This window comes from uncultured Sphingomonas sp., from assembly GCF_913777625.1.
Classification (GTDB): Bacteria; Pseudomonadota; Alphaproteobacteria; order Sphingomonadales; family Sphingomonadaceae; genus Sphingomonas.
Genome location: NZ_CAJYTI010000010.1, coordinates 215,629 through 241,279, shown reverse-complemented (window position 1 = coordinate 241,279; position 25,651 = coordinate 215,629). Strand labels below are relative to the sequence as shown.

Sequence of the window (25,651 nt, the reverse complement as noted above, 5' to 3'; positions counted from 1 at the left end):
TTTGCCGGGTCGGTCCGCGGCCTTCCTATAAGATTCCTGCGTCCCCTCGGTGCGGGCGCTTTCCAGGGACAGTACCGTGACCGATTTCATTCTTCCGCATGCGCTGCCGTCTGCGCTCGACGGGCGGGAAGGCATCCAGCTGCTTTCGCTCGACTGTTTCGACACGCTGCTCTGGCGCGACACCCATGCACCGGGAGACATTTTCCAGGCGCTGCCCGGCACCAACGGGCTGCAGCGGCAATGGGCGGAATTGCGCGCGCGCCAGGCGGCCATCGTCCAGCATCTGCGCAAGGAAGTGACGATCGGCGAAATCTATCGCCAGCTGCTGCCGAACGGTTCGAAAGAGGCGGTGAAGGCCGGGGTACAGGCGGAACTCGATGCCGAAGCGCGGCACTGTTTCGCCTTCCCGCCCACGGTTGCGCTGATGCAGGAGGCCAAGAAGCGCGGCCTGGGCATCATCCTCGTCTCGGACACCTATCTCGATCCCGATCAGTTGCGCGGACTTATTGTCCGTGCCGCGGGCGACGAGGTGGCCGCGCTGATCGACCGGATCTTCTGTTCGTCGACCTATGGCCGCTCGAAGAGCGAAGGCTTGTACGAGGACGTGCTCAAGGCACTCAAATGCGCGCCGGGAAAGATCCTGCACATCGGCGACAATCCGATTGCCGATGTCCGCGGCGTCGCGCCGTTCGGCGTCCAGACGCTGCACCTCAAGCAGTTTACGGAAACCACCGAGCAACGGCTCCGGCTGGAAGCGTCGATCGGCGCGATGCTGAATCCGACGGTGCCCGGCACCATCGCCGCGCAGCAGCCGCACCGCGCCACGATCGCGGCAGGCGAGCCGCAGATCGAGGATGCGGCCGAGGCGCTGGGCTATACGGTAATCGGCCCCGTCTTCCACGCCTTTGAACGCTGGCTCGAGCGGGAAGCCGCGACGCTGCAGGCTGCGCATGGCGGCACCGTGCACTGGCTGTTTCTGATGCGGGATGGCTATCTGCCGATGCGCTTCCACGCGCACGCCGGTAGCGACACCCCGGGCCACCCGGTCGAGATCAGCCGCTTCACCGCCACCGCCGCGTCGTTCACCACCGAAGCCGCAGTCCGGCGCTATCTTGAGTTCGAAGTCGGGCATGAGGTGGAAAAGCTGGCCAACCAGCTGCTGTCCCCGGCCGAGGCCAAGATCGTGCTCAAGCAGCTGCCGGCGCAGCGCGGCCGGACGCCGGCCTTCCTTCGCGAGGTCTACAAGCCGCAGCGGATGAAGCAGATCCTGAAGGCAGGTCGCGACGCGAGCGACCGGCTGATCGCGCATGTCCGCGCCGCCGCCGATCCGCAGCCCGGCGACACGCTGATGCTGGTCGACCTCGGCTACAACGGCTCGGTGCAGAACGAGGTCGACGCCTTGCTGCGCGCACGGCTGAACGTCCATGTCGCCGGCCGCTATCTGCTGCTGCGCGAGCAGTTCCAGACCGGCTTGGACAAGAAGGGGCTACTCGACGAAACGCAGTTCGAGCCGCGCACGCTGGAGGCCCTGTCCACCAACGTGGCCGTGTTCGAGCAGATCTGCGCCGCCTCGCAGGGCTCCACAGTCGGCTATCGCGACGACGGCACGCCGATCCGAAAGCAGGACAGCATCAAGGAACGCCAGAGCGCCATCCGCGAACGGATCCAGGCCGGGGCGCTTCGTTTCCAGCAGGCGACGGCTGCCGCTTCGATCCGCGCCAATCCAACCGACGACCTGCCGCTATGGCGCAGTGCCGCGGCCTCGGTGCTGGGCCGGATGATGTTCCTCCCGATGGCGCATGAACTGGCGGTGCTGACCGACTTCGAGCACGATCTGAACCAGGGCGTCGACGATACGGTGGCGCTGTTCGATCCGGCGGTCGCCAGCCGCGGACTGCGCCAGCGCGGCCTGTTCTACCTGCGCGGTGCCGAACGCATGTATCTGCCGGCCGAACTGCATGGCGAGGGGCTTCCGGTGAAGCTGGCGCTGCTGGCGCAGAAGCGCTTCGGGCTGCCGATCAAATATGCCGATTTCGTCGACAGCACGATCGCGCTGCCGCTGATCGTCGCGGACGGCGTCCACGCCTCAACCGGCGCGGTCACCGCCACACCCACGCATGACGGCTATTACATGGCGCCGATCCCCATCGAGGATTGCCGTTTCTCCGTCGGCATCCAGTTCGGCCAGTTGTTCGATTGGGTCCAGATCGAAAGCGCGACCTTCCTGCCCGTCGACCGCTTCCTTGCCGAGCTGCAGCGATCGGGCGCGGAGGAAGTGGTCGCTCGGCCTTCGCTGGAAGGGATGCACCAGGTCGCCCCGAACCTGTTCCATTGCGACAACGAATTCGCCTTCATGATGGTCCCGCCGCCGCCCAGGGTCGACGATCGCCCGATGGTACTGCAGCTGGTCTTCCGGCCGATTGCACGCCGCGAAACCGCCGTCTTGGAAACGGTTCCGCAACCCTCGCTGGTGCATGCTCCCGGCGTGCGGTGAACGGGGACCTAAGCATTATCCCCGAAGCACCCGGTGGGAACGGAAACCATCCTATAATTCTGGAAACATCCAGGGAAAGAATTTAGGCTCGTCATGCTGAACGCCGTTGGTTTCGTCATCATTCTCGGTTGCGTGTTCGGCAGTTTCATCATGTCGGGCGGCAAGTTCGGGATTATTGCCGAGGCGCTGCCGCACGAGCTGATGGCCATCGGCGGCGCCGCGATCGGCGCCTTCATCGTCGGCAATTCGATGCCGACGGTGAAGAAGGCCGGCGCCGGCCTGATGCGCGCGTTCAAGGGCGGCCGCTGGAAGGCCAGCGACTATACCGACCTGCTGACGCTGATGTTCACCCTGCTCTCGCTGTTCAAGAAGAGCGGCGCGACCGGCATCGAACCGCACCTCGACAAGCCCGAGGAAAGCGACATCTTCAAGCCCTATCCGCGGCTGCTCGCCGATCACCATCTGATCGAGTTTCTCTGCGACTATCTGCGGATGATGACGGTGAACTTCGAGGATCCGCACCAGCTGGAAGCAGCGATGGAAGCGGACATCGAGAAGCACCACCATGAAGAAACCCATCCGCAGCACGCCCTGCAGCTGATGGCCGACGGCCTTCCCGCCATCGGCATCGTCGCCGCGGTGCTCGGCGTCATCAAGACCATGGGCTCGATCGATCAGCCGACCGAAATCCTCGGCGCGATGATCGGCGGCGCGCTGGTCGGTACCTTCATGGGCGTGCTGCTCTCCTACTGCGTGGTCGCGCCGCTCGCCACCAAGCTGCTGGAGACCATCGAGGGCGACTCCAAGCCCTTCACCATCATCAAGACCGCGATCGTCGCCTACGCCCAGAACCAGCCGGTGCAGGTCGCGATCGAGATCGCCCGTCGCATGACGCCTTCCGCGTACGCGCCGACCTTCCAGCAACTCGAATCCGCTCTCGACGAGGCCAAGAATGGAAATTCCCCTGCAACCGCTTGAGGCCGAGGGCGCTGTCGCGCTCCCCGCGCACGGTTCGACCGTGACGGCCGCGGATCTTCAGACCCGCCTGATCCAGGCGGTCGACGGCGACGGCCCGGTCGAGGTGGATGCCTCGCAGGTCGAAAGCGTTGGCCAGGCGGTCCTCCAGTTGCTCGTCGCAGCCAAGGCGGAAGCCGAAAAGCTCGGCAAGGCCTTCACCATCCTCAACCCCAGCACTGCCTTCACCGATCGTGTGAACCGTTGCCAGCTCGCAGCGGCGGTCGGCATTGATACCGGAGACCTTCTGTGACCAAGCTGATCCTTACCGTCGATGACTCCGCGAGCATGCGCATGCTGCTCAAGACGTCGCTGACCGCGCAGGGCTTTCGCATCGAAAGCGCGAACGATGGTCAGCATGGCCTGGAGCGCATGCACGAGGTCAAGCCCGACCTGCTCATCACCGACATCAACATGCCGAAGATGGACGGGTTCGAGCTGATCGAGGCAGTACGCCAGGTGCCTGAGTTCAAGGGCGTGCCGATCCTCGTGCTCTCGACCGAATTCTCGGACGAGAAGAAGCAGCGCGCCCGCTCCGCCGGTGCCACCGGCTGGATCACCAAGCCGTTCGAGGCCACCAAGCTGGGGGCGGCGATCCGCCGCGTCTGCCCGTGAGCGACGAATTCGACGATATCCAGGCAATCTTCTTCGAAGAGTGCACTGAAGGCCTCACGACGGCCGAGGAAGGCCTGTCGGCGATGCAGGCGGGCGACCTGTCCGGCGAGACCATCGCCGGCGTGTTCCGCGCGATCCACTCGATCAAGGGTGGCGCCGGCGCCTTCGGCCATTCGGACCTGACCGCCTTCGCGCACAAGTTCGAGAACGTGCTCGACGAAGTGCGTGCCGGGAAAATCGTCCCTACGCCCGGCGTGATCCGGGTGATGCTGAGCTCGTTCGACGTGCTGTCGGACCATGTCGAGGCGGCCAAGGGCAACGCCTCGCGGCCGAACGACGGCGCTGCGCTGAGCGCGCTCGAGCAAGTGCTCGCCAACAAGGGCGTGCCCGATGGCGACGCCCCGGCTGCTGCCGCGCCCGCCCCTGCCCCCGCAGCGCCTGCCCCCGCGCCGGCGCCCGCGATGGAGGAAGAGGAAGACGAGTTCGGCTTCCGCCCGGTCGGCGTTTCGCTTGCCGATCTGGATGGTCCGGGTGATGACGAGGCTGCCGGCTGGCAAGTCCGCTTCAAGCCGTCACGCGCCGCGCTGGCCAATGCCGGCGAGCCGTTGCTGACGGTCCGCGAACTCGAAGGTCTGGGCGCGCGTGTCGCATCCGTCGACACCAGCACCATCCCGTCCCTGCGCGAGATCGATCCGGAAGACAGCTACGTCACCTGGGTCATACACGCCCCGGCCGAGCTGCCCGAGAGCGACCTTTCCGACTGCTTCGATTTCGTCGCACCGGACTCGATCATCGAGATCAAGCGGATGGGCGAGGCGACCCCGCCCGCAGGCGCACCGGAAGCGGCGCTGGACGGCGACGAGATTCCGTTCGTGCCCGTCACTGCGACGGTCGACGACTTCATGGACCTGGGCGCACCTCCGGCGTCCGAGCCTGCCCCCGCACCTGTGGCTGCGCCGGCACCGGTTGCGATTGCGCCGGAACCCGCCGCGGCGTCGGGAAGTCCGCCCGCCGGTGGCGGCGGTACCGGTGGTCCTGGTGGTGGTGGCGGCGCAGGCGGTGGCGCCGGCGGCCCGGCCAAGCCTGTCAACGAAGCCGCGCAGACCATCCGCGTCGACCTGGTCAAGCTCGACCTGCTGCTCAACCTGGTCGGCGAGCTGGTGATCCGCAACTCGATTCTGGCCGACCGGCTGTCGCCGGCCGATCGCCAGCGCGTCGAACTGCCCGAACTGGCCCGCCTCACCCGGCAGATCCAGGACAACGTCATGTCGCTGCGCGCCCAGCCGATCCGGCAGGCCTTCAGCCGCGTGCCGCGCATGCTCCGCGACCTTTCGGTGGAAACCGGCAAGCAGATCAACCTCGAGACGATCGGTGAGACGACCGAAGTCGACAAGGGCGTGATCGAGAAGATCGGCGATCCGCTGACCCACATGATCCGCAACGCCGCGGACCATGGCCTGGAAAGCGCCGAGGAGCGGATCGCCGCCGGCAAGGAGCCGGCGGGCACGATCAAGCTTTCGGCCGAGCAGAAGGGCGCCCGGATCTTCGTGCGCGTCGCGGACAATGGCCGCGGCATCAACCGCGAACGCGTCCGCGCCAAGGCAGTCGAAAAGGGCATCATCAGCGCCGATGCGGTGCTGACGAACGAGGAAATCGACCAGCTGATCTGCGCGCCGGGCTTCTCCACCGCGGAGAAGATCTCGAACATCTCGGGTCGCGGCGTCGGCATGGACGTGGTGCGGTCGAACGTGGAAGCCCTGGGCGGCCGCGTCGAGATCCACTCGGTGCCGGGCGAAGGCACGACCTTCACGATGATCCTGCCGCTCACGCTGGCCATTCTGGACGGCATGATCGTGCGGCTCGCCGGCCAGCGCTTCGTGCTGCCGCTGACGCACGTGCTGGAGACGATCCAGCCCGAGCCGGGCCAGGTGAAGCGTACCGCACCCGACCACGAAGTGATCGACATGCGCGGCGAATATCTGCCGGTGAAGCGTGCGACCGAGATCTTCGGCCTCAACGACGACCGCGCCATCGAGGACTCGCTGGTGGTGATCGTCGAGAGCGAAAGCTCGGGCAAGGTCGGCCTGGTCGTCGACACCATCGATGACCGCCGCGAAGTCGTGATCAAGAGCCTCGATCAGAACCTGCATCCGATCCGCGGCCTGGGTGGCGCGACCATCCTCGGCGACGGCTCGATCGCGCTGATCCTCGATATCGAGGCGCTGGTTTCCTCGCCTACCCGTTTCACGCCCAAAGGACTGGCAGCATGAGCACCCCCGACACCGCCAATGATCGTAAGATCGTTACCTTCTCGCTCGCCAAGCAGATTTTCGGGATCGACATGAGCGCGCTCATCGAAATCCGCGAATGGGACGAGCCGACGCCGCTTCCCAACGTGCCCAGCTTCATCAAGGGCGTGACCAACCTGCGCGGCAACGTGATCCCGGTGGTCGGCCTGGCCGAGCGGCTGGGCTGGGAGCCGAGCCAGCTGCACGCCCGCTCGTGCATCCTGGTCGTCAACATCATGGGCAAGCAGGCGGGCTTCCTGGTGGACGAGGTGAACGACATCGTCGGCATCAACGTCAACGAGATCCAGCCGGCGCCCGCGGTGGAGACGGCGCTTGAGGAAAGCGTGATCGCGGGCCTCGTCCGCATCGCAACCCGCGCCAAGGACGGCACGCGGGACGAGAATGGCAGCATGGTGCTGCTGCTCGACCTGAACGCGCTGAGCCTTACCAAGCATCTGGATCTGGCCGCATGAGCGCCGCCGGGGGCGCCAGCGCGGCGTCCGCCGGCGCCGCGACCGCGATGGCCCCGGGTCAGACGGCGGATCTCACGCCGCGCGACTTCCAGGCCATTGCCGCGATCATGTACCAGGATGCGCGTATCTCGCTCAGCGAGGCGAAGACGACGCTCGTCCAGTCGCGTCTCGCTCGCCGGCTGCGCAAGTTCGGTCTCACCCGGTTCTGCGATTATGTCGACCTGGTGCACAACGATGCCGAGGAACGCCATGCGATGGTGGTGGCGCTGACCACCAACCACACGCATTTCTTCCGCGAGCCGCACCATTTCGACCATTTCCGCGAGACCGTGATCCCCACGCTCCAGCGCAAGCAGGGGCCGATCCGGATCTGGTCGGCAGGCTGCTCGTCGGGGGAAGAAGTCTACACGATCGCGATGTGCCTGCTCGGGCCGAACCGCAGCCATGCATCGTGGTTGCGCAACGCCGACGTGCGACTGCTGGCAACGGACATCGCGCCGCATGTGGTCGAATCCGTGCAGCGGGGCGTCTATGCCGAGAACGTCGCAGCGGGCGTGCCGGAACCGTATCGCTCGAGCTGGATGAAGCCCACGCAAGGTGGCTTCATCATGGCCGACGAGGCGCGCCAGCTGGTCACCGCAAAGGTACTCAACCTGTTTGAACCGTGGCCGCTGAAAGCCGCCTATGATGTGATTTTCTGCCGTAACGTCATGATCTATTTCGGGGATCCCGCGAAGGAAGAGCTGGAGCATCGCTTCGTCGAGCAGCTCGCCCCGGGGAGTTTCCTCTATATCGGTCATTCGGAACGGCTGATCGGCCCCGCGGCGAGCAAGATGCGCTCGTGCGGGCACACTATTTACCAAAAGCCGGAGTCCAGGGCATGAAACCAGTTCGCACGCTCATCGTCGACGATAGCGCATCCATGCGCGCGACGTTGAAGCGGATGCTCTCGGCCGACCCCGAGATTGAAGTGGTCGGCATGGCGCCGGAGCCGTTTGCGGCCCGCGACATGATCAAGGCGCTCAACCCCGACGTGCTGACGCTCGACGTCGAGATGCCGGGGATGGATGGCCTGTCGTTCCTCGAGCGCATCATGCGCCTCCGGCCGATGCCGGTGGTGATGTGCTCCACCCTCACCGCGCGCGGCGCGGAAGTGACGATCGAGGCGCTTCGCCTCGGCGCGGTCGACTATGTCACCAAGCCGAGCGGCACGCCCGAAGATATCGAGCGCGATGCCGGCCTGTTGTGCGAGAAGGTGAAGAGCGCGGCACGCTCGGTCGCCCGCGCCGGACCGCAGCGCCTGCCCGCACAGCCCAGCGTCGGCGCCAGCGGCGGCACTGCCGGCCAGTTGATCGCGATCGGATCGTCCACGGGCGGCGTGGAAGCGTTGTTCTCGCTGCTGCCCTCGCTGCCGGAGGATTCGCCGCCGATCCTGATCGTGCAGCACATGCCGGCCAGCTTCACGCGCAGCTTCGCGCAGCGCCTGAACGCCGAATGCCGCGTCAACGTCGTGGAAGCTACGGATGGCGCCCAGGTGGCCCCGGGAACCGTCTATATTGCTCCTGGAGGCGAACGACACATGGAGCTTTCGGGCGGGGCCAATGGCCGGATCAAGCTGCTTGCCGGCGACCCCGTCACCGGCCACCGCCCGTCGGTGGACGTGCTGTTCCGGTCGGTCGCCAAGCTGGGCGCCGGTGCCGTGGGGGTGATCCTCACCGGCATGGGCAGCGACGGCGCACAGGGCCTGCTGGCGATGCGCCGGGCCGGTGCCCGGACGCTGGGCCAGACCAAGGAGACCTGCGTGGTTTGGGGCATGCCCCGCGCCGCCAAGGAAGCGGGTGCAGTAGAGAAGGAAGTCGGCCTGTCGGCGATGCCGGAGGCCATCCTGAAGGCTTGTCGAGAAACGGTTAAGGTTGGGAGCGCATAACAATGCCCGCTGCATCACAAATCAAGGTGATGGTCGTTGATGATCAGACCAGTATGCGGGCGATGATCCGTCGTGCGCTGCAGGACCTGGGGTTCAAGGACGTTCGCGACAAGGCCAGCGCCCCCGAGGCGCTGTCCGCCATCAAGAGCGACCGCGTCCATCTGGTGATCTCCGACTACAACATGCCCGAGATGGACGGGCTGCAGTTCCTGGAGGCGGTTCGCGCCGACCCGGTGATCGGCAAGACCGTGTTCATCATGCTCACCGGCTCGTCCGACCGCGAGGTCGTGCAGAAGGCGGCGGCGCTGGGCGTGAACAACTATGTCGTCAAGCCCTTCGCGCCGGCGGCGCTGAAGGAAAAGATCGAACGCGTCTTTGGCGAGCTGACCTGATATGCGCAGAGTGTCCATCGTACAGGGCGAAAACGCGGTCATCGCGGAGCCCCATGTCCTGATTTCGACCCTGCTCGGAAGCTGCGTCGCCGCATGCCTCTACGACCCGGTCGCCAAGGTGGGAGGAATGAACCACTTCCTGCTCGGGGAACCGGGCGCGGACCACAAGGTGTCGAGCTCGGACATGGCACGCTACGGCGTGCATGCGATGGAACTGCTGATCAACAGCATGATGGCCAAGGGCGCCTCGCGCCCGCGGCTGCAGGCCCATCTTTATGGTGGCGCCAACATCATCTCCGGCCTGGGGGGCATCGGCTCGTCCAACGCAGCCTTTGCCCGCCGGTTCATGGAGACCGAGGGAATAACGATCGCGCATTGCGATCTCGGTGGCACGCTCGCCCGCAAGGTCGAGTTCCTGCCGCACGAGGGCAAGAGCCGCTGCACCAAGGTGGCGGAGCGCGTTCAGGAACGTCCGGTCGCCCCCCTGCCTGTTGCCGCCCCCGACGGAGAATTGGAGCTTTTCTGATGTCGTGCCTGCCAATGTCGGAACCGTCCCACGCCCAGCCCCTGCCCGGTTACGATCCGTTCGCGGGCGTGCTGCACAGCGTCATGGCGGGCGAAATCCGCGAAATCAGCAAGAAGCTGGAAGGCTTGGCAGAAGTCCTCGTCTGCGACGAGCATTTCGCGGCCAACTATCTCGAACAGCTCCAGGCGTTCGATTATCTGATCCAGCACGCCGATGAATGCGTCAACCTGCTGGAACGGATTGCGGGCGGCGAGGATTCGCTCTCGGCGATCAGCCATGTGCGTCTGGGGGCCGTCCAGGATCGCCTGCGCTCCGCGTTGAAGGGGCAGTAACATGGCCCGCGGGGGGGATACGCGACCGATCATCGTCAAGAAGGTCAAGAAAAGTGCCGCCGCGCATCACGGCGGCGCCTGGAAGGTGGCCTATGCCGACTTCGTGACCGCGATGATGGCATTCTTCATGCTGCTGTGGCTGCTCGCCAATCCGGACAAGGACCGGCTGAAGGGCCTGGCCAAATATTTCTCGCCCACCATCGCCGACAGCGCGCCTTCCACCCCGGTGAGCAACACCGCGCCCGGCGCCGGCGGCCCTACCCGCCGATCCGAAGCCGATCCCAGCGCGGCAAAGGGCAAGCCCACCTTCGAGGTCACCACCAACGGTTCGGCGCGCGGCGGCACCGCCGATGTGCCGGCGACGATGCGCGTGATGGCGTCCGAACTGATGGTGGCGCTGGAAGCGACGCCGCAGGCGCAGGGCAAGAAGAACACCGACGTCAAGCAGGACCGCGAGGGCGTCCGCATCACGCTGATGGACACCGACCAACAGCCGATGTTCAAGTCGAACACCGCCGAGCTCAATCCCTATGCGCGGATGCTGCTTACCAAGATCGCGTCGAAGATCGCCACCGTTGGCGCGCAGATCGCGATCGAGGGGCATACCGACGGCGCGGGCGGCCAGAGCGATGCCAATTGGGAGCTTTCCGGCCAGCGCGCGCTCGCTGCACGATCGGCACTGATCGCCGGCGGCGTGACTCCGGACCGCTTCGCCGAAGTGGTCGCGATGGGTGCCACCCAACCGGTCTATCCCGACCAGCCCAACCGTCCGGAAAACCGCCGCATCAGCATCGTGCTCAAGGGCCAGACGTCGGCCCTGCCGAGCGATGCCAGCTTCAAGTTTTAAGGGTTTCCCGTGAAGAAGATGCTGTTCCTCATCGTCGCGCTGATCGCCGGCCTCGCCGCCGGCGGGGGCACTGCCTATGCGATGGTGAAGATGCTGGGCATCGGCGGCGGTGCCACCAAGCAGGAGACGAAGAAGGAAGAGAAGGACGAAGGCGGCAAGTTCGTGCCCACCGGCAAGGTGCTGGTGCCGCTCGTCTTCCCGGACGGCCGGCTGGCGGGCTATGCCTCGATGGAAGTGCAACTCCAGGTCGAGGAGGCCAAGGCCGATTTCGTCAGCCAGCGCATGCCGCTGCTGCTCCACGCGATCAACATGCGCACCTATCGCACGCCGATGGCAGCCGGCCCGGACGGGATGCTCCCCGACCTGGAAGGGTTCCGCAAGGTCGTCGATGCCGCCGCCACGGAAGCGTTCGGGCCGAAGATTGTCCACAAGATTGCGGTGACCAACGCCAACCCGGCGTGAGCACTGTAACACTACCGATGCCAAGCTGAACGGTCATTCATCCTATAATATGCGTAGAGGCCGCAGGTACGCGGCCAGTGGGAGACCAACGCCGTGGGCGCAGCCGAGCATAATTTCGACCCCAGCACCGAAGGCGGCGACGCCTGGGCGGAACGCGCGCCGCGTACCGTGACGACGCTGATGGTCGGAAAGCTGGTGCGGGAAGGCGGCGGCGAACAGCTTTGCCGGGTGCGCAACATCTCCGCCAGCGGCATGATGCTCGACAGCCCCCTGCCCTTGCGTGACGGTGATCGGATCACCGTCGAACTGCGCGGCGGACCGGCGCTGACCGGCAAGATCGTCTGGGTCAGCGATGGCCGGGCGGGCGTGCAGTTCGAGGCGCGGATCGACGTCGAGGACGTGCTCGCCACCGCGAAGGGCAGTTCGCCTGCCGCCCGCCTGCGTCGCGCCGTTCCGCGCGCGCCCCGCTTCCAGGTCTGCGGTCCGGCCCGGCTGGTCTGCAACGGTGTCTCGAACGCCGTACGGCTCGAGAACATCTCGCAGAGCGGCGCGCGGATCCTCCTGCCCAGCCATCTCGATCTCGACCGGGTGATGACGTTGGTCGTCCCCGGCCTCAAGCCGCACAGTTGCACGGTCCGCTGGAGCGATGCGGAAGCCGCCGGCATCGCCTTTATCGACATGATCCCCTATGCCGAACTGGCTGCGTGGCTCGGAGAGGTCCAGGCGGCGGAGTAAACCCGCCGCCCGGACCTCGCGTCTTCAGGCAGGCACGGCATGCGCGCGGCGACGGCGCAGCGATGCGCCGGCCATGCCCACGCCGAGGATCAGCATCACCCAGATCTGCGTTTCCGGCACCGCGCGGATGCCGAGTTGCCCGGCAATCGCGGTAGCAATGGCCTTGTGCACCTGCGTCGTGGGATGAATGGCATCGAAGTACAGCGCGTTGCTGCAATTGACGAGTTGCGGCGATCCGGCGCCCGGAATCTGGCAGGGTGTCGTCGTATTCAGCGTGCTCGGCAGGCCATAGGCCGCCGGGTTGGCGAGAAGGTCATGTTCGTATCCGAACAGATCGAAATAGCCTGCGGTCACGCCCGGCACCGTGTTGGCCAGCCCGGCAAGTGCAGCCAATTGCGTGTTGAGCGCCTGCGATCGTGCGGTCAGTTCCGCCAGTCGCCCCGGCACGCCGCCGGCGAGAAGGGCCGATGCCGGCAGCAGGCCGATGTCGGGCGACCCGACGATGAGCAGATTGCGCGCGCCCTGCTGATAAAGTTCGCTCAGCCCGTACGCGAGGGCCTGGACCGAGGCGGAGAAATCTACCGCGCCGCCCGTGCCGATCGTGTCGCGCACGTCGTTGCCGCCGAAGGTGACCAGCACCAGGGCGTTCGGATCGATAGGTTTGCCGTTCAGCTTGTCATAATAGCCGATCTGGCTGAGGAAGCTGGGGCTCGTCTCGGCGGGGTCATAGGCCGCCGTCGCACCGCCCACTGCGGCATTCAGCCCTCCGGCCAACAGCGCCGTGGTCGGCTTGCCCGAAATCATGAAGCTCAGATAATCGGCGAAGTTGAACCCGTTGGAGAAGCGACCGGCGAAATAGCCGTTCGCCGGGCTCGGCTCGGCGCCAAGCGTGCCGATATAGGCATTACCGGAATCGACCAGACTGTCTCCGAAGACGTACAGCCCGGAATAGCTACCGTTCGCCGCCCAGGCCGAAGGCGCCAGCATCAGCGCAATCAGGGCGAACCACCGCGCAAGCATCCTCATCGCATCTCCCCACTTGTCAACAAGACGTTAACCAAGAAGACCGAGTCGGGATAGCGGTTCATTTAGGGAACGTCCGCTCGATTTCACCCGCACGACAATGCAGGTTCGAACATCCAGCCGACGGAGATCAGTGGCGCGCTGCGAGAACGATTAGACCTGGATGTCCAGCTTGGCGAGTTCGACGCGCACCCGCAGGTCGATGTCGCGTATCAACTGGGCCAGCGTCGGCTCTTCAGGCGTCGGTACCGCCTGCGACCATTGCGCGATTTCGCGGAGCCGCGCGACATTGGGGGTGCCTGCCACCAGTTCCTTGTGCAGGCGATCAAGCGCGTCGATCCCCCGCTCGGCATCACGCGCCTGCTTGCGGCGCCGCTCGGCGATCGGATTGTTGACCGCGATCGCGATCAGCGCTTGTACGCTGGTAGCCGGAACCGCGCCGGGCACCGCGAGCGGCTGCTGCGGCTGCGTGCCCGCTTCCTGGGTCGAAACAACCGCGCCCGACATCGATTTGGGCAGCGCCGCCAGCAGGTTGCGTGCCATGATCGGTGACAGGCTGTCGATACGCACGAAATCAGGCCCTCTCAAGCCGTGTTGGCTCTCCTCTTCCTATAAGACGAGTAGCGTTAATTTTCCACTTGGCCCGAGAGGTTTATGTATCGTCTCTCCGCATCGTTCCTGGCGCTCGCGCTGGCCTTCGTCGGCGCACCCCAGGCGATGGCCCAGACACGGATCAAGGACATTGTCGACGTCGAGAATGTCCGCGAGAACCAGCTGGTAGGCTATGGCCTGGTGGTCGGTCTCGCCGGTACCGGCGACCGGATCCGCAACGCGCCCTTCACCGAGGAATCGATGCAGTCGATGCTCGAGCGGATGGGCGTAAACATTCGCGGCACGCAGATGCGCACGCAGAATGTCGCCGCCGTCTCGATCACCGCGACGATGCCGCCCTTCTCGCGCTCCGGCTCGCGGATCGACGTCCAGGTGTCCGCACTTGGCGACGCGACCAGCCTGCAGGGCGGTACGCTGATCGCCTCGTCGCTGCGCGCGCTGGACGGCGAGATCTACGCGGTGGCGCAAGGGCCGGTCGCGGTCTCCGGCTTCAAGGGCCAGGGGGCCGCCGCCAGCGTCAGCCGCGGCGTCACCACCTCGGCGCGGATCGCCGGCGGCGCGATCGTCGAACGCGAAGTGCCCTATCAGCTGCGCTCGGCGAACAGCCTGAAGCTCGCGCTGAAGAACCCCGATTTCAGCACGGCGGACCGCATCACCCGGGCGATCAACGGCCGCTATCCGGGCTCGGCGCAGATGCTCGACCCGGCCACCGTCGAGGTGCGCCCGTCCAACCAGTTCGCCGGATCGGTGATCGATCTGGTTACCCAGGTCGGCGACCTCGAGGTGAAGGTGGACCAGCCGGCCAAGGTCGTCATCAACGAGGCCTCGGGCACGGTGGTGATGAACAGCGACGTGCGGATCACCCCGGTCGCGATCGCGCAGGGCGGGCTCACCATCTCGGTGACCGAAGCGCCGCAGGTGTCGCAGCCCCAGCCCTTCTCGCAGGGCGGACAGACCACGGTGGTCCCGCGGACCCAGGTGCAGGTGAACGATGGCAACGGCGCCAGCCTGGCGGTGATCAACGGCCCGTCGCTCAAGGCGCTGGTAAGCGGGCTCAACACCCTGGGCGTCTCGCCGCGCGACCTGATCACCATCCTACAGGCGATCAAGACCGCCGGTGCGCTCCAGGCCGAAATCGAGGTGCAGTGATGACCGACATCTCCCCCCTCCCCGCCGCTGCATCGGCGACCACGCCGGCCAAGCCGTTGCCCAAGGTCGATCCGAAGAACGCCAAGACCGCGCAGGAATTCGAAAGCGTCTTTCTCGGCCAGATGACCCAGCTGATGCTGCAGAGCGTCCAGCAGGACGAGCAGTTCAGCGGCGGCAATGGGGAAGAGATCTTCCGCGGCGTTCTCGCCGAAAAGCTTGGTGCCGAAATGGCGCGCCGCGGCGGCATCGGACTTGCACCACACGTACTCGACCAGATCCTCAAGCTTCAGCAAGGACAGCAATGATCACCCAGCTCGTTGACGCGATGGTATCCCTCACCGCTCTGATGGAGGAGGAAAGCGAACGCCTGTCGCGCTCGCCCTACATCCCCGAACTGGGCGAGATTGCCAACGCCAAGCTCCGCCTCGCCGGCCGGATCGAAGCGGAAATCGCGCGGTTGAAGCGCGAAAATCCGGACGACTGGCTGGACACGCTGGAACCCGAAGCGCGCGAGACGCTGTCCGACGCCAGCCGTGCGCTGCGGGACGCGTCGCTCGTCAACTCGCGCATCCTGTCACGCCAGATCGAGCTGTCGGCGGAGATGATGGCCGCAATTGCTGCGGAAGCACAACGGCTGACCGGCAGCCGCAGCACCACCTATAGCGCGTGCGGCGGCCTGGGCGGCATCGACGCCCCAGCGCCGATCTCTGTAAATGCAAGATTATGAAGACTTTAGCGACTCGCCATTAACCAGCTTTGACGCTGCAGTGCGACAAAGTCTGTGTCATTTCAGGGCATCAAATCCCCTCGGATTCGCCAGAGGGCGATCCCAACCTGCTGAATTTGCATGATTATTGTCAGCATGACCTGAATCTGACTAAAATCTAGTAAAACAAGCGAGTTAGGCTATACACAAGATGACAGCTCGAATGGGAATGATGGTGTGTTAGCCCGCTTATACCGGGTGACCCCGTAGGGCTGGATGTGGCTTGAGGGAGGTGTGTATCATGAAGCGTTTTAAGACTTTGCTGGCTGGTGCGGCGATCATCGCTGGCGCGCAGTTCGTTGCCGGTGCGGCCAATGCCGCGACGGTCCTGTGCCCGACGATGGCGTCGTGCACGTTCGAGGATAACTCGGGCAGCGCCGCTGCCTTCGTCGGCGGCGGCAAGACCGCGACGTCGTCGTTCTCGATCCTGCTGCCGAAGGCTGGCGGTTTCGAGATCAGCCTGACCGCCGGCAAGAAGGGCATCACCTTCAGCAACCTGGTGTTCAACGGCGTGACGATCGCGTCGCCGGTCGCTGGTACGCTGTATGACTTCTTCGTCACCAAGTCCGGTTGGTACGACGTGTCGTTCACCGCGTCGAACAGCAACATCGCGCCGGTGTCGAACTCGGCGAGCTACAGCTTCGCCGCCGTGCCGGAACCGGCCGCGTGGGGCCTGATGATCGCTGGCTTCGGCATGGCCGGTGCGTCGATCCGTCGCCGCCGCAACGTGCGCGTCGCGGTCGCCTGATCGATCGACAGTCGAAAGACGAAGGGGTCGCGAGTTCGCTCGCGGCCCCTTTTTCTTTGTTTGCGCACCACTCCTCCGGTGCTTTCCGCCGCTCCGCTGAGACGGAACATGCCGGAATCGCAAGGATGCGGCACAGAAAATATACCGTCGCGCCCGGGTTCGACGGGAAGCCGAGTTTCGCCGGCGTCGCGGAAGCGGCGGCCTGGGGCACTGCGCCGCTGCTGCGCGATCCGCATCGTCACCGCCTGACCCTCGGACGCTCGACGAAAAAAGGGCCGCACCATCGGTTGCGGCCCTCAGTCATCGCTCAAAAAGTGAATCGGCTTAGCCGCCGCCGCCCTTGCCCACCGCGGTTTTCAGCAGCAGCATCTGCTTGCGGTAGATATTGGTCATCGCGCTGAAATCGGCCTGGACCTTGCCCATCTTGAGCAGCTGGTCTTCGAGCGTGACGTTGTTGCCGTCCGGCTTGGTCTCGGTCACGTCCTTGTCGAACGTGAGGCCGCTGCCCACCGGCTGAGTCGCGCCGAGATTCTTCATCGCGCCGGTGAGTTCGATCTGCGGACGAGCAATGCTCATGCCCCCTGCCCCCTGCAGCAGGTCACCGAAATTCGGTTCGGAGACGTCGCGGGACTTGTAGCCCGGCGTTTCGCTGTTTGCGAGGTTCTGCGCGATCACCTGCTGGCGCTGCGACAGGTTCTGCATGCGCAGCTGGATGGCGGAGAAAATCGTGGGCATATCGGACATGGATCAGAACCCCGTGCCGGCGGGGATGCCGCCCGAAAGCCGGGACAGCGCCGCCTGGTAATTTTTCAGCTGCGCCTGCTCGACCGCGGTCGAGGAGGTGCCGGTCTTGGTATTGGTCTTGGTACCGTCGACCAGCGTCGCCTTGTTGTCATCCCAATATAGAGAGCGATAGGCGGTCTGGGTCATCGAGATGGCATCTTTGATCTTGCCCAGCGCGACCTTGGCACTGTCCAGCGAGGTCAGGCTCAGCGCGTCGGAGAGATCCATGCCATAATTGCCGCCCGGCCGAACCTTCGGAGCCGAAGCAGACACGGTCGCCGCCGCGGAAATGCGCTGCGGCTCGATGCCGAGCTTGGACAGCGCATCGCTGCCATCCTGGCCGGAAAGCAGTTCGAGTTCGTGGCCCGCCTTCATCGTGATCCGCAGCGACTGGACGCCATTCACGGACGTGGCCGTCACGGTGCCCTTGGAGGCGCCGATCATGCCCTGGATTCGGTCGGCGATCGTCTTGAGTGTATCGCCCTTCTCGATCGTCACCTTGCGGACGGCATAGTCGTCGGCCTTGATCGAGAAATAGTCGCCGGGACGCAGCGTGGTCTGCGTCGTCACCTTGTCCGACACGGTAGGGTTGATCGTGCCGCGACCGAAGCCGAGTGCCGAGATTGCGGTATCGCCACCGCTGTCCGCCGCCACCCGCACCGGCTCGGTCCGCAGCAGTGCCTGGCCAAACTGATTGGTGCTCTCGATCGTGCCGGTCGCGGCGTCGAGCCGGCTGACAAAGCCGTCCACCGCGCCGCGCTTGGTCGCGCCCAGATCACCGGTGGTACGGCCACCGACATAGAGCTTGCCGTTCATGAAGGCGAGGCTGTCGACCTGGTCGTCCGCGCTGGTGCCGATATAGGTGGTGCTGGCGGAGGTGAAGCCGGCATCGATCCGGGTGACGAAGCCGTCGCGGCCGCCGCTCGTCCCGTTTACCTGGGCGCCGGGGATGGAACTGTCCGTGGCGCCGCCGATCGCGATGCTGCCATCGCTGGCCACCGCGATTGCGCGCGCATCGGCACTGCCCAGGCTGATGCTGCCGAGATCGGTCGACAGCGAGTCCGCCTGCATCTTCATTACGCTGGACGCCCCGTTCTGCGAGACGAGGGCAAGCAGGTTGCCGTCCTTGTCGACCGCGAGGCCGCTGATCGTATCGCTGCCGCCGCTGTCGATCCTGCGACGCTCGGCAAACTTGCCGTTCGGGTCGATGCGCGCGACCATCGCGTCGCCGCCATCCTTGTTGGCGGCTCGACCGGCAACGAACACGGATCCGTCGGCGCCGATCGTCATCGCCTGCGCCTTGTCGGTGCCGATCGAGCTGACCACGGTCGAATATTGCTCGTCGCCATTTGCCGCATATTTCGCGACGACCATGTCGCCATCGGCGGTGATGCCGTTGAAATTGCCGGACACCGTCCCGGCCACGACGATCCCGCCATCGGGTGCGATCGACACCGCCGCCCCGGTCGCGGCACCGGCGGCGCCAAGGTTGCGCTGCCACACCACCTTCCCGGTGCTGTCCATCTTGGTGAGGAACAGATTGTTGTCGCCGTCGGAGAGGTTGGCGCCCAGGTCGCCCTTGGTGGTGCCGACGACATAGCTGAAGCCCTGCCCGTCCGTCGTCACCGCGGCGGCATCGGTGCTGGCATAGACGTTGCTGGTCGTCGTCTTGTTCGTCTTGACCTTGCCGTCCATGTCGACGGTCGTGGTGGTGACGGTGGTGGTCTTGTTGGCGGCGACATTCTGTGCGGTCGCCTGGCGGTCCAGCGCCTGGATCGTGCCCATCGACACGCTGCTGCTGGTGCCGTCGGGATCGTTGAGGCGGAACACCTGCGTCGCGGTCGGCGCATCAAGCGCGGTCTGACCGGTGGTGACGACCAGCGAATCCTTCGCGCCAACCTGATTGAGACTCACCTGTTCAAGTCCGTCCGGCGTACTGAGCTTCAGGCCCCATTTGCCGTTGACATATTCCGGCTGGAACCGCGCCGACCAGCGCGAGACCGGATCGCCCTTGGCGTCCGTGCGCACCGTCCCGTCATCGTTGTAGATGAGCTGCGACTTGATCTGCGCGTTCAATGCGTCGGAAACGGACGCCAGCGTGGGCGGCTGCGGCCCTTGCGACAGATCGACGGTGAAGTTCTGCGTGAGACCGGGCCGGGTGAGCGTGATCTGGAACTGCTCGTTGCCGGTAAGCCCCGGCAGCGGATCGTCCCCCTTGGCGACGAGCGGCGCGCCATGGGTTTCATACTGGCTTGCCGACTGGAGCTGGCTTGTCGTCGCGGTCGTGCTCGGCTTGCCGAACGCCAGGTCCACCTGGTTCGACGGCGCCGTCGCCAGATACTTCTGCAGATCGGCAAGCCCCTTCGAAAAGGCCTTCTGATACTGCGCCCGCTGCGCATCGGAGGTCGTGGTGTTGGTCGCTGCCTCGGCCAGCACACGCAGCTGATCGAGCGCCTTGTACGACGTGAACGTGGTCTTCACGTCGTCCGGCAGCAGATTGCCGGCACTGTCCGTGGTCGGCTGGTTGACGACGGTGCGTGCGGCGAGGATCGAAATCAGCTGCGACGACGCGGAAGTCGTGGTCGCCGGGTCCTTCCAGGGCGGGGTGGTCGGATCGAGCGTGAACTGCGCCTTCGCGGTGCGCACCGCTTTGCTCTCGAACGTGACGGGGGTGGTGTTCGCGGACGTGAACGCATTCTGTCCGGTCAACAAACTCAGTCCGATTAGGTTTGAAGAATAATTAACCATGATCCGATCCGTCCCTTCCCCTAACAATCCTATAATAGAGGAGAGCGCGGCCTTGCGGGTGCGCGCGGACCATTTTCTGCAGGGATGAGCATGGCTTCTGTCGCCACGGTGGGTGAACCGCCCGAACTGAAGAAATTCTCCGGACCGCAGCGCGCGGCCGCGCTGATGCTTGCGCTCGGCAAGGAGCATGGCGCCCCGATCTGGGACCAGCTCTCCACCGACGAGATCAAGGAGCTGTCTTCGGTGATCGCAGGGCTGGGCAGGATCCCCAGCACGGTCGTGGAATTCCTGCTCGTCCAGTTCACCGGCGAAGTGGCCAGCATGGCCTCGCTCCATGGCAGCTACGAGACGACCGAGCGTCTGCTCGCCGGCATCCTGCCGAACGACAAGGTGAAGGAGATCATGGAGGATATCCGTGGTCCCTCCGGCCGGACGATGTGGGACAAGCTGTCCAACGTCTCCGAGACGGTGCTGGCTGGCGCGCTCAAGCAGGAATATCCGCAGACCGTCGCCGTCATCCTGTCGAAGCTGCGCCCCGACCATGCCGCCCGCGTGCTTGCAGAGCTGCCGCGCGAGTTCGCCGTGGACGTGATCATGCGCATGCTGCGGATGGACACGGTGCAGAAGGAAGTGATCAACCAAGTCGAGCAGTCGCTCAAGACCGAGTTCATGACCAACCTCTCCCGCTCGCAGAAGCGCGATCCGCACGAGAGCATGGCCGAGCTGTTCAACTCGCTCGACCGCTCGACCGAGGAGGCGATGCTCACCGCGCTCGACGCCAAGGCGCCGGAGAGCGCCGAGCGGATCCGCGCGCTGATGTTCACCTTCGAGGATCTCGCCAACCTGCTGCCGCCGGCGATCGCGTCGATCGTCCGCAATGCCGACAAGCGCGAGATGGCGCTGGCGCTGAAGGGCGCCCCGGATCAGCTGAAGCAGATGTTCTTCAACGCGATGACCGAGCGCGCCGCCAAGCTGATGCGCGAGGACATGGCCGGCATGGGGCCGGTGCGCGCGCGGGATTGCGAAGAGGCGCAGTCGAGCCTCGTCCGCCTGGCCAAGGACCTTGCCGATCGCGGCGAGATCCTGCTGGTCGATCCCAAGTCCGACGACGCGATGATTATCTGAGGAGCATGGCAGCATGAGCATCCATGTCGAGCGGTTCGCCTTCGACCGCGTGTTTTCCGCCCCCGTGTCCGACAAGAAGCTGGTCGACGAGGATGCCCTGATCGAACTCGCCGCGCTGCGCGCGGAAGTTGCGTTGCTCAAGGCGGACCAGCAGGCGGTGATTGATCGCGCGCGCGCCGAGGGCTTCGAGGCCGGGCTCGCCCAGGCGCGGGCCGAACGCGAAGTGGCGCTGCTGAGCGCGGTCGACGCGCTGCACGCCGGCATCGAGGTGATCGACGCCCAGTTCAGCGAGGTTGCCGAGCGCGTGACCAGCGAGGCGACCGAAGTGGCACTTGCCGCGGCCGACCACATCGCCGCACGGGCGATCCAGCGGGCACCGGGCGACGCGATCGACGCCGCGATCGGCCGGGTGCTGGGCCAGGTGGCACGCGGCACCGAACTGCAGGTGCGCGTCCACCCCGATCTGGTCGACGACATCGAGGCCAAGATTGCCGACCGCCAGTCCCGGGATCGCCGCAGGCTGAGCCTCACCGTCGCTCCGGATTCGACGCTGGCGCTCGGCGACGCGCTGATCAACTGGGACGAAGGCGGGCTGGCGCTGAACGCGCAACAGCGCCGCGACGCAGTTGCGGCGGAGTTGGAAAGCCTGTTGCTCCACTAAGATACCGGCGACGGAACGGCGCACGGCACGGACGGTTCATTCCCTTCGCAACCTCGAAGGGAAGTCACCATGCCGCAGCCCGTCCGTTTCGCGCCGTCCGTCGAACAGCCCCAGCCCGACGAGGCGGAGACGATCGCGGGGCTGAAGGAACAGTTCGAGAAGATCCTCGACACCACGTCGCGGGATTACCAGCATGCCGTGCGCTCGGTACATGCCAAGGGCCATGGCCTGGCGCGAGGCACGTTCACGGTGGCCGAGGGACTCCCGCCTGAACTGGCGCAAGGCCTGTTCGCCACCCCCGGCCCGCACGAAGCGATCCTGCGCTTCTCCACCAACGCGGGCGACATTCTCGACGACTCGATCCGCCTGCCCCGCGGCGCCGCGCTGAAGGTGCTCGGCGTCGAGGGCGACCGCCTCCCGGGCAGCGAGGGGGACACGACGCAGGACTTCGTGATGGTCAATGCGCCCGCCTTCGCCGCCCCCGATGCGAAGAAGTTCCTCGGCAACCTCAAGCTGCTCGCCGGCACGACCGACAAGGCGGAGGGCGCGAAGAAACTGCTCTCCGCGGTACTGCGCAGCTTCGAGGCGGCGCTGGAGGCGGTTGGCGGCAAGTCCGCCCTGCTCAGCTCGCTGGGCGGCGCCAAGCCGGTGCACCCGCTGGGCGCCACCTATTTCAGCCAGACACCCTATCGCTATGGCGAGTATATCGCCAAGTTCCAGCTCGCGCCGGTCTCCGCGATCAAGGACTTCGCCGAGGAGACGATCAACGCCACCGGTCGCCCCGACGCGATCCGGGAGGAGGTGAACGAACTGCTCGCCGAGCAAGGCGGTATATGGGAGTTCCGCGTGCAGCTTTGCACCGATCTCGAGACCATGCCGGTCGAGGACGCCTCGATCGTCTGGGACGAGACGGCGAGCCCCTATCGCACCGTTGCCACTTTGGAAGTTGCGCCGCAGCGCGGCTGGGTGCCGGGGGAAAGCGACCGGATCGAAGACCGGCTGTCCTTCGCGCCCTGGCATGGGCTGGCGGCCCACCAGCCGCTGGGCGGGGTCAATCGGGCGCGCAAGGAACCATATAGATTCTCGGCAGACTATCGCGGGCGGTTCAATGGCTGCCCGATGCACGAGCCACATGCCCTGGACGAGCTCACCGCCAAGGCCTGAATGGCAAAGGGCCGCTCCCCTCCGGAGCTGCCCTTTGCCGTTCGTGCAATCAGCCCTCGTGCGGAGTGCGAGGACGCGGCGCCTCGTGCTGCGGCGCCGGCTGGGGATGCGGGCGCGCCTGCTCTGCTGCGCGCGCGGCTGCCTGGGCACGCTGTTGCTGCGCGACCTGCACCCGCGCCTGGGCCTCACGCAGCTGCGCGGCGGCACGGGCCTCTGCCTGCTGGCGCGCCTGGGCCTGTTCCGCCTGGTGCTGCTGGGCCTGCTGGCGCTGGGCCTGCTGGCGCTCCATCTGCTGCGCCCGCGCGCGTTGCTGAACCTGAGCCTGGGCCTGCACGGCCTGCTGCTGCTGGCGAGCCCGCTGCGCTGCCTGGGCCTGTAGCTGCTGGCGTGCACGCACCTGCGCTTGCGCCTGTTGCTGGGCGGCCTGCTGACGGAGCCGTTGCTGCTCGACGGCCTGCTGTCGCGCGCGCTGCTGCACCTGTTGCTGGGCCTGTTGTTGGACCACCCGCTGCTGGGCCTGTTGCTGCGCGACTTGCTGTTGCTGCTGGGCCGCGCGCTGCCGCGCCTGCTGCTCGGCCAACTGACGCTGCGCCTGCTGGAGCGCCACGCGCTGCTGCGCCTGCTGCTGGGCGAAGCGTTGCTGTTGCTGTTGCTGCTGGGCCGCCTGCTGTTGCTGCTGGCGCTGCGTCGCCTGAATGCGGGCCTGCATCTGGGCCTGACGCTGCGCTGCCTGCTGCTGCGCGATCTGCTGCTGGCGGAACTGCTGCTGGCGCTGCTGGTCCTGCGCCTGGCGCGCGGCATCTCCGCCGAACCAGTTGGGCAACCATCCGCGGCGCGGCTGCGGCGGAGGCGCCGGCGGCAGATAGGCGACGGGCTGCGGCGGCGGGCTCCGGAAGCCCTGTTGCTGCCACGCGGCAAAGCGCTGGGCGACGAGCGCCCGCCGTTCGCGCTCCTGCTCCCAGGCGGCCTGCTCCTGCGCGGCATGGGCCTGGCGATAGGCCTGCCATTCGGCCTGCCGCGCCTGTGCCTCCGCCCATTGCGCATTGGCGGCCGCGATCTCGGCGCGGCGCGCCGCCCAGTTGGCGGCGACGACGCCGCGATGCTCGCGCTGGCGCGACAGCTCGTAGAGATATTCCGCTCGGTCATAATAGCGCGAAGCAATATCGGCACGCCCGATATAGTCGTTCGGCGGCAGCAGATCGCCGCCGGCGTCATAGACCGCGACCAAGTCGTCGCCCGAATAGGCATAGCTGTAGCGCGGGTCTCGGACGAGATAGGGCGTGTCGGCACCCGGCTGGTAATAATAATAGCGATAGCCGCCATCGACCGGTTCGGCATAGCGGCTGTCGCCCAGGCTGGTCTGCCACACCCAGGGCGAGACCCGGCCATCGTCATAGGCATAGTCCGGCGGTGCGTCGCCGATCGCATGGGCGACGCCCTGCGCACGATCGAGATAGGCATAGGCATCGCTGCGGCGCGCGACCTGCGCCACGCGCACCCGACGGGTGGCCGGCAGCGCGTCCGCGGGTGGCGCAGCGGCGAGCGCCGTCGGCGCACCCGGTTGCAGCGGCACGGCCGCGGGCAAGGCGGGCAGGCCCGCGCTCATGTTCGCCATGGCTGCGTTGCTCGCCGCCTGATCCGCCGTCGTCCCCGAGGGGGAGCAACCGGCCAGGGCCAATGCGATCACGCTGGCCGTGACCATGGCGGGGCGTTTCCAGAGATCCGACATGACAGCTCCTACTTCCCGCCCCCTTGCCCGCCGTTCTGCCCTTGCGAGGCTGAACCGGGGCTGGAGCGGCCGTTCATCGGCGGTCAAACGCCCATCGACCGGTTCGGATGCGCGTGCGCCGTCAGGCGATGTGCTGAAGCTGCTCGCCCACCGTCCGCACTGCCAGCCCGCTTCCCAACACCATGTCGAGCAGCGCGTCGTGCTGGACGGCGGTGACGGCGCCGTCGCTCTCGGGCCCGTCGCCGACCTGGTGGAACACCAGGATCGCCCAGCGCCCCTCGTTGCGGGCGCGCTGGAGATAGTTGAACACGTCGAGCGCCTGCGCATCATATCCCACGGCGAGCGCCTGGAGGCGGAACGGATGGCGCCGTACCCATCCCGCCGGATTGGGCGGACCTTCACTGTTGCGGGCACTCTGTAGCCCCAGCCGGTGCAGCATCGCCTCGAAACGCGCGCGCTGCACATTGGCGATGCCAGGACCAAGATTGGTGACATCGCACGGATAGGCGAAGTCGTGCGGCCGGGCCTTGCCCGCCACCTGATCGAGCCATGCTTCGACCGGCAGCATCTCGCGATCGGCGTACTGCCGGGCGCTGAGCGGCCCCAGGTTGCAGGGATGGTGCACCGTATGCGCGCCGAGTTCGTGGCCGCGCGCGGGCAGCTTGGCCCAGTCGGCGACGCGATCGACGATATTGTCCCAGGTCACATAGAAGGTGCCGTGCAAGCCTCGGCGTTCCAGCGCGGGCACCGCCACGTCGAGTTGCGAGGACAGGCCGTCGTCATAGGTCAGGCTTACCGCGCCGGCGTGCGTCTGGATCGCCGCCGCCGCTTTCGGCACCAGCAACAGCGATGCCAGTCCGGCGGTAAAGCCCCGCCTGTTCGTTTCCATTCCGTCCCCCTTGGCCTTGGCGCTGGCGCGCAAACGACTTTCTCTGGGATTGGTTCAGATGGCTACCACCTGAACAAGGCCGCGCAGCCGCTAGGCAAAAAATTCCCACCCGGCAGAAACTGCCGCTCCGCCCCCTTTCTATAAAGCTA

At 66.0% G+C, this 25,651-nt stretch carries 27 protein-coding genes; 21 read left to right on the top strand and 6 right to left on the bottom strand.

All coding sequences use genetic code 11. The features are described 5' to 3' along the window. Positions 1-76: 76 nt before the first annotated feature. The 14 genes from QZ814_RS06215 (at position 77) to QZ814_RS06150 (ending at position 12,105) form a co-directional block, all read left to right on the top strand. Complete coding sequence (locus QZ814_RS06215) at positions 77-2,494, top strand: HAD family hydrolase (protein ID WP_294330254.1); 2,418 nt, start codon at positions 77-79, stop codon at positions 2,492-2,494. A 93-nt stretch (positions 2,495-2,587) separates the two neighbouring features. Beyond that, on the top strand, positions 2,588-3,472 hold the full coding sequence (gene motA, locus QZ814_RS06210) for a flagellar motor stator protein MotA (protein WP_294330253.1): 885 nt from the start codon (positions 2,588-2,590) through the stop codon (positions 3,470-3,472). Continuing rightward, complete coding sequence (locus QZ814_RS06205) at positions 3,447-3,761, top strand: STAS domain-containing protein (RefSeq protein WP_294330252.1); 315 nt, start codon at positions 3,447-3,449, stop codon at positions 3,759-3,761. Before motA ends, QZ814_RS06205 begins: the two co-directional genes overlap by 26 nt. After that, on the top strand, positions 3,758-4,123 hold the full coding sequence (locus QZ814_RS06200) for a response regulator (protein WP_121078538.1): 366 nt from the start codon (positions 3,758-3,760) through the stop codon (positions 4,121-4,123). Before QZ814_RS06205 ends, QZ814_RS06200 begins: the two co-directional genes overlap by 4 nt. Continuing rightward, complete coding sequence (locus QZ814_RS06195; protein ID WP_294330251.1) at positions 4,120-6,393, top strand: chemotaxis protein CheA; 2,274 nt, start codon at positions 4,120-4,122, stop codon at positions 6,391-6,393. Before QZ814_RS06200 ends, QZ814_RS06195 begins: the two co-directional genes overlap by 4 nt. After that, positions 6,390-6,884, top strand: coding sequence for a chemotaxis protein CheW (locus QZ814_RS06190; protein WP_294330250.1), 495 nt, complete (start codon positions 6,390-6,392; stop codon positions 6,882-6,884). Before QZ814_RS06195 ends, QZ814_RS06190 begins: the two co-directional genes overlap by 4 nt. Beyond that, positions 6,881-7,768: a protein-glutamate O-methyltransferase CheR gene (locus QZ814_RS06185; protein ID WP_294330249.1), complete on the top strand. Its 888-nt coding sequence runs from the start codon at positions 6,881-6,883 to the stop codon at positions 7,766-7,768. The genes QZ814_RS06190 and QZ814_RS06185 overlap by 4 nt, the downstream gene beginning before the upstream one ends. Next, positions 7,765-8,811, top strand: coding sequence for a chemotaxis response regulator protein-glutamate methylesterase (locus tag QZ814_RS06180; RefSeq protein ID WP_294330248.1), 1,047 nt, complete (start codon positions 7,765-7,767; stop codon positions 8,809-8,811). Before QZ814_RS06185 ends, QZ814_RS06180 begins: the two co-directional genes overlap by 4 nt. Before the next feature lie 2 nt (positions 8,812-8,813). Then, entirely contained in the window at positions 8,814-9,203 is a 390-nt protein-coding gene (locus QZ814_RS06175; RefSeq protein ID WP_064314002.1) for a response regulator, read from the top strand. A 1-nt stretch (position 9,204) separates the two neighbouring features. After that, entirely contained in the window at positions 9,205-9,729 is a 525-nt protein-coding gene (locus QZ814_RS06170) for a chemotaxis protein CheD (RefSeq protein ID WP_294330247.1), read from the top strand. Then, positions 9,729-10,061, top strand: coding sequence for a hypothetical protein (locus QZ814_RS06165; RefSeq protein ID WP_294330246.1), 333 nt, complete (start codon positions 9,729-9,731; stop codon positions 10,059-10,061). Before QZ814_RS06170 ends, QZ814_RS06165 begins: the two co-directional genes overlap by 1 nt. A gap of 1 nt (position 10,062) precedes the next feature. Next, positions 10,063-10,908, top strand: coding sequence for a flagellar motor protein MotB (locus QZ814_RS06160; RefSeq protein WP_294330245.1), 846 nt, complete (start codon positions 10,063-10,065; stop codon positions 10,906-10,908). Between the two features lie 18 nt (positions 10,909-10,926). Continuing rightward, positions 10,927-11,370 carry a hypothetical protein gene (locus tag QZ814_RS06155; RefSeq protein WP_365898285.1) on the top strand — a complete coding sequence of 148 codons (444 nt, stop codon included), beginning with the start codon at positions 10,927-10,929 and terminating at the stop codon, positions 11,368-11,370. A 93-nt stretch (positions 11,371-11,463) separates the two neighbouring features. Further along, positions 11,464-12,105 (top strand): PilZ domain-containing protein, encoded by a 642-nt coding sequence (locus QZ814_RS06150; RefSeq protein WP_294330243.1) that lies wholly within the window; start codon positions 11,464-11,466, stop codon positions 12,103-12,105. A gap of 24 nt (positions 12,106-12,129) precedes the next feature. Here the strand turns inward: QZ814_RS06150 and QZ814_RS06145 are convergent, their stop codons facing one another. After that, entirely contained in the window at positions 12,130-13,131 is a 1,002-nt protein-coding gene (locus QZ814_RS06145) for an SGNH/GDSL hydrolase family protein (RefSeq protein WP_294330242.1), read from the bottom strand. Positions 13,132-13,281: 150 nt separating this feature from the next. After that, a complete protein-coding gene (locus QZ814_RS06140) occupies positions 13,282-13,698 on the bottom strand; it encodes a flagellar assembly protein FliX (protein WP_294330241.1) in 417 nt (138 codons plus the stop codon). Positions 13,699-13,782: 84 nt separating this feature from the next. On the opposite strand from QZ814_RS06140, the gene QZ814_RS06135 reads away from it, so the two are divergent. The 4 genes from QZ814_RS06135 (at position 13,783) to QZ814_RS06120 (ending at position 16,403) form a co-directional block, all read left to right on the top strand. Next, a complete protein-coding gene (locus tag QZ814_RS06135; RefSeq protein WP_294330240.1) occupies positions 13,783-14,889 on the top strand; it encodes a flagellar basal body P-ring protein FlgI in 1,107 nt (368 codons plus the stop codon). Next, positions 14,889-15,194 carry a rod-binding protein gene (locus QZ814_RS06130; protein ID WP_294330239.1) on the top strand — a complete coding sequence of 102 codons (306 nt, stop codon included), beginning with the start codon at positions 14,889-14,891 and terminating at the stop codon, positions 15,192-15,194. Before QZ814_RS06135 ends, QZ814_RS06130 begins: the two co-directional genes overlap by 1 nt. Continuing rightward, entirely contained in the window at positions 15,191-15,616 is a 426-nt protein-coding gene (locus QZ814_RS06125) for a flagellar protein FlgN (RefSeq protein ID WP_294330238.1), read from the top strand. Before QZ814_RS06130 ends, QZ814_RS06125 begins: the two co-directional genes overlap by 4 nt. 280 nt (positions 15,617-15,896) lie before the next feature. Further along, positions 15,897-16,403, top strand: coding sequence for a PEPxxWA-CTERM sorting domain-containing protein (locus tag QZ814_RS06120; RefSeq protein ID WP_294330237.1), 507 nt, complete (start codon positions 15,897-15,899; stop codon positions 16,401-16,403). A 324-nt stretch (positions 16,404-16,727) separates the two neighbouring features. Here QZ814_RS06120 and QZ814_RS06115 read toward each other — a convergent pair whose 3' ends face one another. After that, a complete protein-coding gene (locus QZ814_RS06115) occupies positions 16,728-17,147 on the bottom strand; it encodes a flagellar basal body protein (protein WP_294330236.1) in 420 nt (139 codons plus the stop codon). A 3-nt stretch (positions 17,148-17,150) separates the two neighbouring features. Further along, positions 17,151-19,895 (bottom strand): hypothetical protein, encoded by a 2,745-nt coding sequence (locus QZ814_RS06110; protein WP_365898208.1) that lies wholly within the window; start codon positions 19,893-19,895, stop codon positions 17,151-17,153. 129 nt (positions 19,896-20,024) lie between these two features. On the opposite strand from QZ814_RS06110, the gene QZ814_RS06105 reads away from it, so the two are divergent. The 3 genes from QZ814_RS06105 (at position 20,025) to QZ814_RS06095 (ending at position 22,884) form a co-directional block, all read left to right on the top strand. Beyond that, the gene (locus QZ814_RS06105; RefSeq protein WP_294330234.1) at positions 20,025-21,059 is read left to right on the top strand and encodes a flagellar motor switch protein FliG; all 1,035 of its coding nucleotides are present in this window, start codon (positions 20,025-20,027) and stop codon (positions 21,057-21,059) included. Positions 21,060-21,072: 13 nt separating this feature from the next. Next, complete coding sequence (locus QZ814_RS06100; RefSeq protein WP_294330233.1) at positions 21,073-21,720, top strand: FliH/SctL family protein; 648 nt, start codon at positions 21,073-21,075, stop codon at positions 21,718-21,720. Between the two features lie 69 nt (positions 21,721-21,789). Beyond that, on the top strand, positions 21,790-22,884 hold the full coding sequence (locus QZ814_RS06095; RefSeq protein ID WP_294330232.1) for a catalase family protein: 1,095 nt from the start codon (positions 21,790-21,792) through the stop codon (positions 22,882-22,884). Between the two features lie 49 nt (positions 22,885-22,933). Here QZ814_RS06095 and QZ814_RS06090 read toward each other — a convergent pair whose 3' ends face one another. Then, entirely contained in the window at positions 22,934-24,613 is a 1,680-nt protein-coding gene (locus tag QZ814_RS06090) for a hypothetical protein (protein ID WP_294330231.1), read from the bottom strand. 121 nt (positions 24,614-24,734) lie between these two features. Beyond that, entirely contained in the window at positions 24,735-25,502 is a 768-nt protein-coding gene (locus tag QZ814_RS06085; RefSeq protein ID WP_294330230.1) for a polysaccharide deacetylase family protein, read from the bottom strand. Positions 25,503-25,651: the final 149 nt, after the last annotated feature.

Excerpts from the sequence above, each read along its gene's own strand:
- motA (WP_294330253.1), top strand. The coding sequence starts at position 2,588 with ATGCTGAACGCCGTTGGTTTCGTCATCATTCTCGGTTGCGTGTTCGGC.
- QZ814_RS06205 (WP_294330252.1), top strand. The coding sequence starts at position 3,447 with ATGGAAATTCCCCTGCAACCGCTTGAGGCCGAGGGCGCTGTCGCGCTC.
- QZ814_RS06190 (WP_294330250.1), top strand. The coding sequence starts at position 6,390 with ATGAGCACCCCCGACACCGCCAATGATCGTAAGATCGTTACCTTCTCG.
- QZ814_RS06185 (WP_294330249.1), top strand. The coding sequence starts at position 6,881 with ATGAGCGCCGCCGGGGGCGCCAGCGCGGCGTCCGCCGGCGCCGCGACC.
- QZ814_RS06180 (WP_294330248.1), top strand. The coding sequence starts at position 7,765 with ATGAAACCAGTTCGCACGCTCATCGTCGACGATAGCGCATCCATGCGC.
- QZ814_RS06175 (WP_064314002.1), top strand. The coding sequence starts at position 8,814 with ATGCCCGCTGCATCACAAATCAAGGTGATGGTCGTTGATGATCAGACC.
- QZ814_RS06170 (WP_294330247.1), top strand. The coding sequence starts at position 9,205 with ATGCGCAGAGTGTCCATCGTACAGGGCGAAAACGCGGTCATCGCGGAG.
- QZ814_RS06165 (WP_294330246.1), top strand. The coding sequence starts at position 9,729 with ATGTCGTGCCTGCCAATGTCGGAACCGTCCCACGCCCAGCCCCTGCCC.
- QZ814_RS06160 (WP_294330245.1), top strand. The coding sequence starts at position 10,063 with ATGGCCCGCGGGGGGGATACGCGACCGATCATCGTCAAGAAGGTCAAG.
- QZ814_RS06155 (WP_365898285.1), top strand. The coding sequence starts at position 10,927 with ATGCTGTTCCTCATCGTCGCGCTGATCGCCGGCCTCGCCGCCGGCGGG.
- QZ814_RS06145 (WP_294330242.1), bottom strand. The coding sequence starts at position 13,131 with ATGAGGATGCTTGCGCGGTGGTTCGCCCTGATTGCGCTGATGCTGGCG.
- QZ814_RS06135 (WP_294330240.1), top strand. The coding sequence starts at position 13,783 with ATGTATCGTCTCTCCGCATCGTTCCTGGCGCTCGCGCTGGCCTTCGTC.
- QZ814_RS06130 (WP_294330239.1), top strand. The coding sequence starts at position 14,889 with ATGACCGACATCTCCCCCCTCCCCGCCGCTGCATCGGCGACCACGCCG.
- QZ814_RS06125 (WP_294330238.1), top strand. The coding sequence starts at position 15,191 with ATGATCACCCAGCTCGTTGACGCGATGGTATCCCTCACCGCTCTGATG.
- QZ814_RS06120 (WP_294330237.1), top strand. The coding sequence starts at position 15,897 with ATGAAGCGTTTTAAGACTTTGCTGGCTGGTGCGGCGATCATCGCTGGC.
- QZ814_RS06115 (WP_294330236.1), bottom strand. The coding sequence starts at position 17,147 with ATGTCCGATATGCCCACGATTTTCTCCGCCATCCAGCTGCGCATGCAG.
- QZ814_RS06105 (WP_294330234.1), top strand. The coding sequence starts at position 20,025 with ATGGCTTCTGTCGCCACGGTGGGTGAACCGCCCGAACTGAAGAAATTC.
- QZ814_RS06100 (WP_294330233.1), top strand. The coding sequence starts at position 21,073 with ATGAGCATCCATGTCGAGCGGTTCGCCTTCGACCGCGTGTTTTCCGCC.
- QZ814_RS06095 (WP_294330232.1), top strand. The coding sequence starts at position 21,790 with ATGCCGCAGCCCGTCCGTTTCGCGCCGTCCGTCGAACAGCCCCAGCCC.
- QZ814_RS06090 (WP_294330231.1), bottom strand. The coding sequence starts at position 24,613 with ATGTCGGATCTCTGGAAACGCCCCGCCATGGTCACGGCCAGCGTGATC.
- QZ814_RS06085 (WP_294330230.1), bottom strand. The coding sequence starts at position 25,502 with ATGGAAACGAACAGGCGGGGCTTTACCGCCGGACTGGCATCGCTGTTG.